8 protein-coding genes and 1 pseudogene are annotated in these 12,950 nt (G+C 55.2%); 4 read left to right on the top strand and 5 right to left on the bottom strand.

The annotated features are described in order from the left end of the window. Positions 1-58 precede the first annotated feature (58 nt). From CGZ80_RS04875 to CGZ80_RS04855, 5 genes are all read right to left on the bottom strand, one after another. Positions 59-2,242, bottom strand: coding sequence for a DUF1559 domain-containing protein (locus CGZ80_RS04875; protein WP_094411947.1), 2,184 nt, complete (start codon positions 2,240-2,242; stop codon positions 59-61). A gap of 86 nt (positions 2,243-2,328) precedes the next feature. After that, positions 2,329-3,495, bottom strand: a complete 1,167-nt coding sequence (locus CGZ80_RS04870) for a DUF1573 domain-containing protein (protein ID WP_094411945.1) — start codon at positions 3,493-3,495, stop codon at positions 2,329-2,331. Positions 3,496-3,701: 206 nt separating this feature from the next. Beyond that, positions 3,702-4,973 carry a DUF1559 domain-containing protein gene (locus CGZ80_RS04865; protein WP_094411943.1) on the bottom strand — a complete coding sequence of 424 codons (1,272 nt, stop codon included), beginning with the start codon at positions 4,971-4,973 and terminating at the stop codon, positions 3,702-3,704. Positions 4,974-5,688: 715 nt separating this feature from the next. Continuing rightward, entirely contained in the window at positions 5,689-6,135 is a 447-nt protein-coding gene (locus tag CGZ80_RS04860) for an ATP-binding protein (protein WP_143543745.1), read from the bottom strand. A gap of 204 nt (positions 6,136-6,339) precedes the next feature. Further along, positions 6,340-6,735: an STAS domain-containing protein gene (locus CGZ80_RS04855; protein ID WP_094411938.1), complete on the bottom strand. Its 396-nt coding sequence runs from the start codon at positions 6,733-6,735 to the stop codon at positions 6,340-6,342. Positions 6,736-7,320: 585 nt separating this feature from the next. Here CGZ80_RS04855 and CGZ80_RS04850 point away from each other — a divergent pair. From CGZ80_RS04850 to CGZ80_RS28475, 4 genes and pseudogenes are all read left to right on the top strand, one after another. Continuing rightward, a complete protein-coding gene (locus CGZ80_RS04850; RefSeq protein WP_094412113.1) occupies positions 7,321-9,102 on the top strand; it encodes an ABC transporter permease in 1,782 nt (593 codons plus the stop codon). Positions 9,103-9,185: 83 nt separating this feature from the next. Further along, on the top strand, positions 9,186-11,033 hold the full coding sequence (locus CGZ80_RS04845; RefSeq protein WP_094411936.1) for an ABC transporter ATP-binding protein: 1,848 nt from the start codon (positions 9,186-9,188) through the stop codon (positions 11,031-11,033). Between the two features lie 543 nt (positions 11,034-11,576). Then, entirely contained in the window at positions 11,577-12,242 is a 666-nt protein-coding gene (locus tag CGZ80_RS04840) for a hypothetical protein (protein ID WP_094411934.1), read from the top strand. Between the two features lie 368 nt (positions 12,243-12,610). Beyond that, positions 12,611-12,950, top strand: a pseudogene (locus CGZ80_RS28475) (hypothetical protein); the annotation flags it as partial.

Raw genomic sequence — 12,950 nt, 5'->3', positions numbered from 1 at the left:
TGCGGAGACAGGCAAAGGGGCGGCGCGTCAATCGCGTACCACGCTATGTCTGTTTCGATCAATCCTCGTCATTTTGCAGTCTGCCAGCTGACGATCTGGATCCTTCCATGGCGATCGAAGTCAGGCTCTGCGAGACATCGACGTTCAGCAAGTCGGCAAGCTGCAAGCACTGCGCGATCGGGCTCGTTCCAGAGGAATCACGCGCGTCTTGCAAGCGATTGTTGACGTGTATTTTGTCGAGTGAATCGGGCAATCGTTCAATTGCCTTTTCGTACCATTTGACCGCACGGTCCTGTGCACCTTGACGATAGGGGCCGGACGCACGGCGGCTCAAATCCCACCATGCGTCGCCGATTGCGACTTGGCCCTGGGCGGTTCCCGCACCTTTGATGTCCATCCTTGCGACGTCACGAAGATCGCCGGCTGGGCCATCAACAATCAATTGCAATCCGGTTTTCCAGTCGCCCTTGATAAAGCACACGAAGCGACCGAAGGCGGCACCGGCGGCGACGTTTTCTGGATTCAAACGGAAGTCTTCTAAGTATTGCTTCGCGTCTTCGTATTCATTTTTTGCCAAACCGAGCTGGGTTCGCATACGTGTTAGAATCCGCGAGACTTCATCGAATCGCGATCCGCCGGTGTAGCGGCTAGCGATTCGACAAATCGAAGCGGCTCGCATGTATTCGTCATCGCGTATCGCGGTCAAGACGATCGGAACGGTGCGTTTCAAAAGCGGTGCGCCTTCGATGACACGATCGTTTCGTGATGCCGTGCCTTCGCCGAACTCCAAGAACCACTTCAAGTTCTCTTCGAGTGCGTTGATGTCGAATCGAGCCACGCGTTGGTCAACCGCTTGAAGCAACAGATCTGCGTCTTCCGCTTCGATCGCAAATCGCATCGCGGCTTGTTGCAGCGCGAATGCGCCGCCCGGATCGCTTTCCATGTTGGACGACAGTTCGAGGAACTCTTTGCCGAGTTTGCTGCGATCGCTATTCGTGGTCGCTTCTTTGATGCGAGTGGAGAACATCGATCGAAGCTTCGTTTGGGCCGTACGGATTTGTACGACGGACGGCTCGGGTTCGCGGGTGTAGTCTTCTTCTTCGATCAAGACACGATCGACGACAAAGTCATCGGCCGAGACCGCGAGGTCAATCTCGGTGATAGCGTCCGTTTGACTGGCCATGATTTCGTCACCGGCGGTGTTTTCTTCGCCGGGCTCTTCAAAGGCAATCGTTTGGTGGATTTGTGACGCTTTGAAATCCTGTTCGTCTTTGATGAAAAAGGCATCAATCAACAGGTTGGTTTGAACGTCCTTGTGGATAAAGGTTGGCAAGCCGGTGGCCCACATGGCGATCACGCCGTCGCCGCGTTTTCGGAACAGGTGTTTGGGGATTTCTGCTGCCACACGACGAGTCGCGGGAAAGTCAGCCGGTTCCGTCCAGTTCGGGGTGACATCGTCGTTGACTTCGATCAACACCAGCGTGTTCGCCGCACCATCTCGGATGCTGCTGGGGGCGATACCGATATGGCTAGGCGAGACAAGAAATGGGGAGAACTCGCCTGCGACTGCAACGATATTGGTCTTGGTGTCGCCGTGTGTGAGGAACTCATCGGGGATTCGGTCGAGCAATTCTTTGTTGGCACCGAAATTCCAAGGAACCGAATGGTCAAATTGGGAATAGAGTTCGGGGTATCCCAGGTAAGGTAGCAATTCAACACGCCACGAAAGGCATTGGATGCCCGCTTCGTTGACGGTAAATGGAGTTGGGAATTTTCCACCGTGGTCCTTTTGATAGGCAGTCAACGCATCAAAGATTTTGAGCATTTTCCGGACTGTCGCGCGACGGCTTTCTTCATCGGAAAGTTCGTTATTGATCGCACGTTCGGAGATCGGCTTGACTTCGATTTTTGCAAGATCAGGAACCGCCGTTTCCGCAGCGGCTTGCTCAACGCTCTTGGGAACCGAAGCGACTTGGGCGACGGGCTTGGTTGCGGCTTTGGGCGGGGTGTTCTTTTCTGGGGCAGCAGCAGCAGCAGCAGCAGCAGCAGCGGCAGCGGCAGCGGCAGCGGGCGGTGGTGCGGCTGGCGCAGCGGCGACGTCATCGGGATTCCCGCGTGGTCTTGCGGCCGCTTTCATGAACAGATCTTCTTTGCCATCGGAACAACCGGATGCCGTGCCGAGAACGAGCAGAAAGCCCAACGCGAAGAGCCGGGCAGGTTGATTCGATTTTCTAATGTCCATCAAACTGTTTCTTTTGATAAGAATCTCATTGATACGGCCGACACTGAGTTCGGCTTGGCACTCGTCAATGCGGTTGGTGCCTATGGCTATTTGATGTTGGAAACCGAAACCCAAATGGGCAACCAACTTGAATACGTTTCAGACTTGGGGTCGCCAACTTTGACGAACCCACGGTTTTGCGGCAGGTTGAACTGCAAGTCAGGGCAGCCTTTGGGGACTGTGATTCGCAATCGGAAGACGCCTGGCTGTGCGGTCGAAGTCAGTTCGGTTTCGAGTGCGTCGGGAACGGTTTGTAAGACTTCGATGTTGCGTTCCTGATCGACTCTTGATCGCACCGAAACGAAAAAGTCAGTGCGTTTCCCGCCGTCAAGCGTTCCCATGTCCAGTCCGGTGTCTTTATGGATGTCAGGACCATAAAAACCAATAGGCGGACGAACCTTGCCGGAAAAAGGCACGGTCAGCTGATGTTCACCCGCCGACGTTTGGGCGGCGATTTGCAATACGCCTTCAAATCGGCCGAAGTCATGCGGACTTAGGTTGACGTTCAAGACGGCGGCCGATGTTGCAGAGTGATTGACCAGTTGGGCTTCTGTCATCTCAGCTGGCTCGCTTGACCATTCGACGTCGTAACCGTCTGCAGTCACTGATTCAATCGTGACGTGATCATGTAGTTGACTGAAGACAAAGAATGATTTGTTTGCGGGTTCGTCGAGATCGTTTTTGTCGAGTTGGATCGATTGGGGACCCACGATGACTTGCCGCCGCATGCCCTTGCACGAGTAGCGAATCTTCGGCGTTCGCGGATCGTTGGTCGCAATAAAAAGGTCCGCATTCGTATCAAGGGTTTCACCTTGGGGGACCGTCCATTCGATCTGGCACTGTGTGGTTTCGCCGGGCGCGACACGATCCGACTCGAGTTTCGCGACGAGGCAATCGCACGTGGAATCAAGGATGGTGAGTTCTAGTTCGCGATCACCACGATTGATAATCTGAAACTCGTGCTGGCTGACGGCATCGGACGTAACCCACTTGAAATCGTGGTCAACGGCACGGGGAATCACGAGTGCTGTTGGAATCGCGTCGAGCTGTGCGGTACGGTCGATCTCGTCCAGCTTGGCTTCGTACTCTGCCCGCCGGCTGTCGGGGACGCCCCAGGGCTTGTAAGTCACGTTTTGGGAGAGCGCGAAGACGGCTGCGGACAGTCCGAGCACGACACATATGGAAATCAATAGTCGTTTCGCTAGCATGCTCATCGGAAAGCTAGGTGGCTACGCCAGTTGGAGTTTTGTCGTGGCGGATCACCGGGGCTTGGTGTTTGCAACGACATCGTGGAAAGGGACGCGGGTAAGAATTCGTTTTTGTCTTTACATCCGCGGCAAATAAACGAAGGTCTCAGTGACAAAATTGCCACTGAGACCCGTTGTTTAATCAAGCAAGATCAAGCCTGAGCATCAGACGATCAATCTTCTTCGAAAGCGTTCTTGAAGTACGTGTCGTTCAGCCACAGGCCGTTGTACATTTGCGAAGGAGCCAACTCGACTTTGTCCGAGTTGTATCCGATGCGGGTGTAGTCAGTGCCATCAGCGGTGGTGACAGGGAAACCTGGGTTCAGGTATCCGTCGCCCGATTCGTCGTAGAACAAGCGAACCGAACCGTCAGCCATCAGGATGTTGCAAGCGTCGGTGTGAATGGCGAACCAGTCACGGGTGTCTTGCAGGTAGGTTCCGCCAGTGCCAGCAGCACGGGTGCCGCTTGAAACAGGCAGGATGCATTCGATGGTGGTTGCTTGACCGCGTTCGCAATCTGCTTGCGATTGCAGCGAAACGCTGGCGTCGAGCAAGTGCAGGCGGTTGGTGCTGCTGTCGTAGTAAGCAGGACCATCGTTGAACGATTCAGCCAACAGCATGCCCTTTGGCAGCAGAACGTCGCCTTCAGCGTTGGTAACGTCAGCCAACAGAACAGCTTCGTCGATGTCGCCAGGACCAGCGTCACCCAACAGGCCGATGTTCTGAGCCGAAACACGCGAGGTGTCGATCAGGCTCGAAGTCAGCGAACCGACGGTGTCTTGACGCTCTTTGAACTTACCACCAGTAGCAGCAGCCAAGTAGAACGGGTCGCTACCAGCTTGCGCGATCACTGGAGCGGTACGGACCAGGTGGTAACCCGATGCGTAGTTGGTCATGTAGCCTTTTTCGACGTAGAACACACCGACGTATCCGCCGTTGCTCAAGGTCTTACCTTGGTAGTTGTACGACAGAGCAGCGTTGTAGGTACCAGCGGTGGCCGACGTTGGGGTGAACAGGACCGAGCCTGCACCTTCGGTCATACGTGAGGTCGTGTTGCCGCTCGAAGCACCAGCGGTAGCCGTGGTTTGGCCACCCATCAAGTCATTCACTTTTTCCAGGCCCTTTGCTGGGTTGCTGGGGCACAACATGTCGCCGGTCAAAGCCGATCCGATGTTGACCAAGTCGGCGGCCCACCCGTAGGTGTCCATGTCGCCGTCACGCTTCCAGTCCGATGCACCCGAGCACATGCGGGTCAAAGGGTCGCGGTCGGCAAAGGTGTACAGTCCGATGCCGAACTGACGCAGGTTGTTCGAGCAAGTTGCACGACGAGCAGCTTCACGTGCTTTCGTCAAAGCTGGCAAAGCCAAGGCGGCCAGCAGAGAAATGATGGCGATAACCACCAAGAGTTCGATCAGGGTGAAACCTGATTTTCGCATACGCGACATTTCGAGATCCTTGTCTGGACTTGTATGGACAGGGTGTCTTGCCCGGCCCACAATTGGGAAAACGACCTGAGGTAGTCGGCTGGCAATCGGCAGTTGAATTTGGCGTGATCCTCGCAAAGTCTCGCGCTGCATTCTCCTGTTTTCGCCGGCCGGCTCCTCCCTTTTTGATTACTCCAATGACACGGCAGCGATTCACGCGACGCGAAACTGCCTGTGTTTCTATTCCCGGAGTCTCGGCAACACGCCGAGTGGTTTTGCTCCGGTGAGCGGAGTTGCGTCCGCTGAGGGATTGCTGACTTGACTGGGTCTCGTTCAGCGACGTCCTTTCAGCGTCGAGCAACATTTCAGCAGAAGCGTGCGAAGCCTTGATGGAACCAAGATGAGAATTCGATGAAACCGAATCTGCTTGATTCGCGGCGATTGGTCCGCCGTGCCAAAGCTTTTCACGCAGACTCTGCCCGCGTTACGGACGACAATTCAAGCGAGCGAAAGAATTCTCGCAATTGCAAAGAATCAGACTTCATCGTTCCTTCGCATTGGGCGAAAAGGCGTCATGCTTGCCCTTGCAGAAATCCCCGTGATTCACGGGGCGGTGGGGGGACGATCATGGTTCTCCCATTTTGCCTTCATCGAATCTTCTAATTCGATTTGCGGATCGCTCCGTTAGATTGGCGAATCAGGGAAGGCTGAGGTGGCGGTCGACGAGCAGTCTCGCTTACTCGTTGCCGTCGCTTGGAGGGTTTTCGCCTTTGATTTTTGTCATCGTGATTTGGTTGCCACGATCGTTGTAGGCAACTTCGTTCATCAATTCCCCAATCAACAAGACGCCGCGACCACCGGGGACTTCCAACAATTCGTCGCTTCGTGGGTCGGGAACGGCCGTGGGATCAAAGCCGTCGCCTTGGTCGGTAATCGTGATGACGGCGCGATCATCATCGCAGCTCATTTCGACCAGCACGGTCTTGTTGGGATCACAGCGATTGCCGTGTCGGATCGCATTAACGATCGCCTCTTGGTAGGCAAGCTGGGTTCGAAATAGATCTGCCGGCGGCCAGTCACGCTCCGTCATTGCGGCGATCAGTTCCTCGACAAGCTCGCTGCCGATAGTCGTTTCACTGGGAATCTCTCGGCGCAGCGTCCAAGCGGCGTTGTCAGCGGGCATCACGGGTGCCGGTCATGAGAAGGGCTTGCGGAACAGAATTCGAATGGCGGTGAGCTCAAGTGAACTCCACTTCCTCATCATACCGTTGAATTAACGATTGTGGGGCAATGCATTCGAGATGGAAGAGCGTTTGCGGAGGCAGGGGCAATTGCCTCGCCCGAAGATGCGGTCTCGCGTCGTTTCAGCTCGCGGGCACGCTTCATTCTAAGAGGCCGAAGGGTTCAATTCTTCGGCGGAGCGACTTGCGGATTCCCAGCTGCTCAGTTCGACGTCAAAAATGCGTTCAAGTCGAGTAATGCGAAGAACGTCTCGAATCGCTTCGCAAACCCCAAGAAGATGCATTTCTGTTCCCGCCGAACGGGCGAGCGAGTGCAAGTGAATCAACTCATTTAGGCCAGCACTGCTGACCCACTGGACTCCGGAAAGGTCGATGACCACGCGGCGGAGCCGCGAAACGGCGGTGGGGGTCAAATGCTCCGCAACATCGGCCGAAAAATACTTCGCATGTTTCCGCGTGCTGATGCTTTTGGTGGTCGGGGCCACGACCAAAACGGAGTCGTCGAGACGGATATCGGTTTTCTCGCGACGACTGGGCACCATGATGACACCTGATCTAAAGGGGCGATCTTTCGCATAGCGGGGCGAGTAGCGGCGATCATGACGCCTGACGCTGGAGATTCGTTCTCCATACGTTTCACCGTATGAAATCTACGTCAATCCCGCATGTATTATCGGTTTGCATGATATCAAAGGGGCGTCAATTTAGCAAGAAATTTCGCTGTTAGCCCTCTTGCGTAATGGCGGGCTAGAGCGCAAAGCAGCCGTTTTGTACCGCATGGCTGTGATCGCGGACGCTAACTGGCGATTGTGGACGTTAATCCGTGACTGTGTCGGTAATGATCAGGTTTCACGAGCGCGTGGCTAGGGTCGGGTTGGTACGATTTTCAGGCCAGAATGACCGAAAATTCAGCATGAAGTGGCGGGGGCCCTCGTCGGCAACCTCGTGGTGGACGCGGCTTAGACGCGGCGGCGGATCTCGAAAATTGGTTTTCTCTGCAAAATCCAAAACGAAGGGGACAACCATTTTGCAAATGGATGCGTAGCGTTTGATTCGATGGGATTCCATCGTGTCACCCCCTGTTTCCGGTTCCTCATCTTTGCTACGCCATCCCGGTGATCCCTTCCGTGCTTGCGAATCTAACTGCCGCTTCGTCTGGACTACTTTTCGATGCCGCTTCCACGGTGTCGAGCGGCCTGCTTGTTGGGCAAATTGGTGATTGGATGCCGAGTTGGGCCACGCCGATCTATGCGATTTCGGTTGGCTTGCTGCTCGGGGCGATCGTCGCAGCCGTCTTTTATGGCGTGCTCGCACTGTTGTCGTTCCTGCCACCGCTGGGAACGCTCGCTAGCAACCCGACGCGAGGCTCGGTCGTCTCGTTAATTCTCGGTGGCGGAATCGGCGTGTTGCTTTGCACGCGTTTCGCGCCGTCGAGTGAAGAGTATGCCCAGTCGCTTTATCTGCCGCTGCTGATTGCGGGTGTGATCTTGGGTTATGCGATTGTCTACGGGATGTGGTACCGCACGCGGCAGGAGTGGTTTGACATTCTCGGCGAAGGGATCGTGCCATACATCCTCTCGACGCTCGGTGTCTTTGCCTTGATCGGCATGCTGGGGACGTACTATGTCACCGACCCGTTGCAGTTCGTCCAGTCGCTGCGACAAGTCCATGTCTTTAGTGACGGCACTGTGGTTACTCCGTTGACGGTGCCCGGGGCGGATGCCTCGGTCGGCCCCGACGAAGCGATCTTCCATCCGCAAAAGTTGGACTATGACTTGCGTTCGATGTCGGAATTGATCATCGAAACGAACAAGACGATCATGCTCGGGGATGGTTCGAGCATCGCCGAGTTTTCGCGAAAGCCGACTCGGATCGATGCGGGAGAACGGATGGTCTATCGCTACGAGGATCGCGACGTTCCGCCGTTGCCAGCAGACCCATCACAATTGCACATTCAAAACCGCGAACTCGATCCGGCGACCGTGACGTTTACGATCACGACGGTTCCTAAGGTTCCGCAAGCAACGCAAGCGGTTGCGATCGGTGTCGTGATCTTTTTCTTGATCAGCGCATTGGTCGCGTTCCGTCAAGCGGCCCCGCGTGTTTGGGCGCTCGCCTTGTCAACGGCCAAGAATGAGATGGCACAAACGTTGTATCTGATCTTGTTGGCGATCGGCATTTTCGGCGTGGTCGTGTTTTCGATCTATCCGTTTAATACGCTCGGCGACGACATTCGCATGTTCAAGGACAGTAGCGTCACGCTGATCATGGTATTGGCGATGTTGCAGGCTGTTTGGAGTGCGGGAACGAGCGTCAGCGAGGAAATCGAAGGGCGGACTGCGTTGACCGTGTTGAGTAAACCGGTTTCGCGACGATCGTTCCTGTTGGGTAAGTACGCCGGCATCATGATGAGCATCGCGGTCATGTTCCTGATCATTGGAACGGTGTTGTTGTTGCTAATGTCGTACAAGCCAATTTATGACGCTCGTGAAACCGCTCGTGCTTTGCCGGCTTGGCAAATGGGATTCGAGGAGATCATGTCAACGATCCCGGTACTGGGGCTGTACTTCATGCAGACGATGTCGATTGCCGCAATCGCTGTCGCTTTGGCGACACGCTTGCCACTGCTGAGCAATCTGATAACGTGCTTGGTGATCTACGTCATCGGTAACTTGACCCAGCCATTGGTGGCTTCAGCCCGCGGTGAAAATCCGCTGGTGGGTTTTGTCGGTAACCTGATCGCCATCGTGGTTCCCAACCTGAATATTTTTAACGTCCAAAGTGCGATGGACAGCGGAAATCAGGTGCCCTGGATCTACCTGGCGGCCTCCTTTAACTATCTTGTTGTATTCGCGGTCGCGATCTGGATGGTTGCCATGCTGTTGTTTGAAGACCGCGATTTGGCCTAGGCGGGGTCGCTGTTGACCCCGCAGAGACACTCGGACGCCCCGTCGTATTGGCGGGGGCGCCCAACTAGCGGGGACTTGCAGCTTTGAATCGATTCCGAACTCTCTCGGCGGCGCGACACGAACCGGACGCATCATTCGGTTCATTGACCTTTGTCTTGTGGGCTTTGCTGGCCGGCATCTTGGTCCCGGTCCTTGTGCTGGTTTTTGGTCTGATTTCGTTTTTGTTAGAGACGAAATCAATTGAGCAATCGCCAGTACGCCTAGGCGTGAACTTGTCGGTCCCGCTGCCTGAAGCGTTCATCGATCAGGCGCCCCTGATGCAGTTGACGCAACTGACGTCGCTCGCATTTGCGATCTCGGTGATGTTTTGTTTCGCCGTTTGGCGTCATCGGCGAGTCGCGGACCGGCGTGCGATGGCGATTACCAAATCGCTGCACTATCAGATTTTGAAACAGAGTGTCCGTCGAGCGGAACTCGAAGGCGCGGCGGCACAATCGGCAAGTGCGCGGGCGTTGATCGGCCGACACTTGCCTTCCCTTGGCCGTGGCTTGTCGCTTTGGTATCGCGTTGTCCCACGTAGCGTGTTGTTGCTGCTCGGATGCGTCACCGTCGCATTGGTTGTCCACATTTACTTGGCGATCATTGCGGTGATCAGTGGTGTGATGATGTGGCGGCTGTATACGAAGGTCCGCGGCACGGATGTCGAAGACGCCGGGAAGTGGGAGCAGCCGCAATTGCGAGATCAGATCGCCAGTTTGGTCGCCCGCGCGCCACAGATGGCACGGCTGCAGGCGAAAGGGATTGCCGAAGAGTCGTTTCGCCACGAAGTCGACCAGCTGTACCATTCGCTCGACGACAACGAATCACGTCGAGGTCGTATTTGGCCGACGCTTTTCTTGGCCGCTTCGGCAGCGATCGCGATCATGGTGATCGGGCTTGGGCTGAACTTGTTGGAAACAGACTTGGGGCTCAGCCTGTCGTCGGCGATTGTGCTAGGGCTTGCGCTTGCAGGCGCCTTTTCGGCGGTCTGGCGGATTCTTTCGCTCGGTCGTCATCTGCGTACGGTCAGTGGACCGGCGTGCGATTTCGTGTATGCCTATCTAAAGACGAGCGATGAAGCGACGCCTTCGGAACAACGTGTCGGTCTGGCCGGGTTGCGCGACGGTGTGGAATTCCGCGACGTTTCGTTGTTCGGTTCGCATGGCCAGCCGATCCTCAATCACATCACGACCGGTTTTAAGCCAAGGTCCTTGGCCGTGTTGCTGGGGACGGATTCGGTCTCGACGCAAGCGATGGCCGAAATGCTGATGGGCTTTGGCCGGCCGGCCACCGGCGAAGTGCGGATTGACGGATTGAAGCTGCTTGACGTCCATCCCGCTTCGCTTTCCAAAAACGTCATGTGGATCGATCCTTCGGGGCCGCTTTGGGACGGAACGATCGAAGAGAACCTCGCCGGTGGCGACAGCACTCTCAACAGTTCTGACATCGTCGAAGCGTTGCGAGAGGTTGACGTGTATGAGCAAATCTCACGTTTACCAGAAGGCTTGTCGACGTACGCATCGGTCGAAGACAAATCGTTGTCGACCGAAGCGACCTATGGCATCGGCTTGGCGCGAGCGTTACTGCATCGACCGCCGATTTTGTTGGTCAGCGAACCGCCATCGATCAGCACGCAGTTGGATGATGATCCATGCTTGAGGGCACTTAATAAACTGGTGTCACAAGGCAGCTTGGTCGTCGTTTTACCACGTCGTTTGCAAACATTGCGTTCGGCCGATCGAGTGATCCTGCTCAACGGCGCAGACTTGGCAGGTGAAGGTCGCCACGCGGACTTGCTGAGTGACAGCGATCTGTATCGCCACATGAACTACCTGCTGTTCAACCCATACCGATCGGCACATGGGAGCAACCCAATCTCTCGTGCCGAGTAGCCGTGGACCTGACCAGGCGACGCGATCGCAAACGCCCAGCCGATCGTCATCGAGCGTGTAGCGACTGGCTGGTCGATTCACGTTCCCGCATCCATAATTGGCAAGTCCGACGGCATTGCCGCCACCTCAGCCCATCACGGTGCGGTAAACAATCGCGATTTGACTAGACCCCGTCGTGTTTTGCGGGTGGCATCATCCGCAAATTAGCCGGAGGCTGCTTTAAGAGTTGCGACACCTTTTCCTGCTCCAGTTGCTGGGCACGCAATCAGCTCGGAGAGCTGAGCGACAATGTCGCTCGGTGCTCCGAACCGTCCGCGCATCGAGCTGCCCAATCGTTTCCGCATTACCTGAAGCGGGCTCATTCAGCGTCGGCAGGTTTGACTCCGGAGGAGTCCGCGTCGGTAGCTCGGGGTGGCAGCCCCGAGATTGCTTATCGGGGGAAACCGTTGGATACAGAATACGCGAGCGAGCTTTCAAGAATGCAGCGGGAAATAGAACAGAAGTTACAAAAACAAATAAACGGTTTTATCGAGCAGAGCAACAATGGAATATAGATCCAAGAGATGCGCGAAATTCGGTCACCCGGAGTTTGAATTTTCGGTCGATTCATCAATACCACCATGCGATGCCGAATGGCTTCTGGGGATATTGGAGGACTGTGTCATTGACGGAGACAGCTTCGACGATGGCGAAACTATTGCCTTCGACTCTATCCTCTTGATTGCGAATAAGGCCGCAGACAGCATTAGATTGGCCGAACCAGATTTTTCGGAGATCCCGATCAAATGGACAGATGGCGTAACAAGATCGCTGAGAATTCTTCGTCAGCAGAAAGACACCGTAGCAAGTTTTTTACATGCGATAGAACCTGACTATTGTAGTGTACGAGAAAGCTGCATCGTCGGAGCGGACTTTGAAAACGCCGATGGAGGCATGGTAATGGAAAGGACTTCCCGTATGAATGTAAACGACACTGGTTGGTTCCTGGGCACACAAGACCACAAACTCGACTATAGCGACCCCGGGAATTTGCTAAGAAAGTCCATTTATGAGGTGGTATGCAAAGAACCCAGAGTTTTGCCATATCTTGCCCTGCCGGTCAAATCACGCGTCGAACACATTGAAAATAGTGTAGTTTTCTTCTTTGACGGAAACGTAGTGGAGCCGACCCAGAGCAGTTATCTCGAGCAGGTTCTTAAACGGGTATGAGTCGCAGGAAAAGGTGTCAGGACTCTTAAAGGGGGCTCAAGCGGCAGACGCGCATTTTGACTGCAGAATTCGATCGCCTGCCGCCGCAACCAAAGGGGTGTTTTGCTTCTCTGATTGATTCTTTTGGCAACGACGAAGAACGCCGTGTCTCGGCACGATGCAGCCACGACGACCACGGTCGTTTTGGCTGGCAGGCGTTGGACTCGGGCAATCATAATGGTGCGAAACGCAAAGCGGTTCTTGGTGCTGCGGGAAAGTAACCTATCGGATCTCTCGTGGTTCATGCGTGCCTTGTCAGAACCGATCGCACGGGGCAATTTTTGGAAGGACGCTGCAAAGCGAAGCGGATTGTGGATGAGGCTGGATTGTTGGCCTGCGCCTTGTACGTTGATCTCAATCTGGTCCGCGCCGCGATGGCAAAGAGCCCCGGCCAATGTCTCCACGCAAGTGCTTGTGATCAAACGAAATCAACGCGTGGTGAGCAGATCCCATCGGCCGCGTTTGATCTCAAGCCAGTGAGCACGAAAGAGGCGGGGATGGCGAATCGCGAAACACCAGTCGATGGACTGCAAGGAAAACGCAAGCAAGGCCGTAAAGGATTCGACCGGGGAATGCATCTGGTGCGACGTTTGGCTCAGCCCCCGAGACTGAAACTTGACAAGCTTTCTGATGACGCCGAAGTCTATTCCGTAAGCACGCGAAGAAGTG

It is taken from the genome of Rhodopirellula sp. MGV (genome assembly GCF_002251265.1).
Classification (GTDB): Bacteria; Planctomycetota; Planctomycetia; order Pirellulales; family Pirellulaceae; genus Stieleria; species Stieleria baltica_A.
The sequence above is the reverse complement of the archived record's forward strand: the minus strand, read 5'-3'. Positions and strand labels throughout refer to the sequence as shown.

Bases quoted from the DNA above. Each gene is read 5' to 3' on its own strand.
- CGZ80_RS04865 (WP_094411943.1), bottom strand. From the start codon at position 4,973: ATGTCGCGTATGCGAAAATCAGGTTTCACCCTGATCGAACTCTTGGTG.
- CGZ80_RS04870 (WP_094411945.1), bottom strand. From the start codon at position 3,495: ATGAGCATGCTAGCGAAACGACTATTGATTTCCATATGTGTCGTGCTC.
- CGZ80_RS04860 (WP_143543745.1), bottom strand. From the start codon at position 6,135: ATGCCCGCTGACAACGCCGCTTGGACGCTGCGCCGAGAGATTCCCAGT.
- CGZ80_RS04840 (WP_094411934.1), top strand. From the start codon at position 11,577: ATGGAATATAGATCCAAGAGATGCGCGAAATTCGGTCACCCGGAGTTT.
- CGZ80_RS04875 (WP_094411947.1), bottom strand. From the start codon at position 2,242: ATGGACATTAGAAAATCGAATCAACCTGCCCGGCTCTTCGCGTTGGGC.
- CGZ80_RS04855 (WP_094411938.1), bottom strand. From the start codon at position 6,735: ATGGTGCCCAGTCGTCGCGAGAAAACCGATATCCGTCTCGACGACTCC.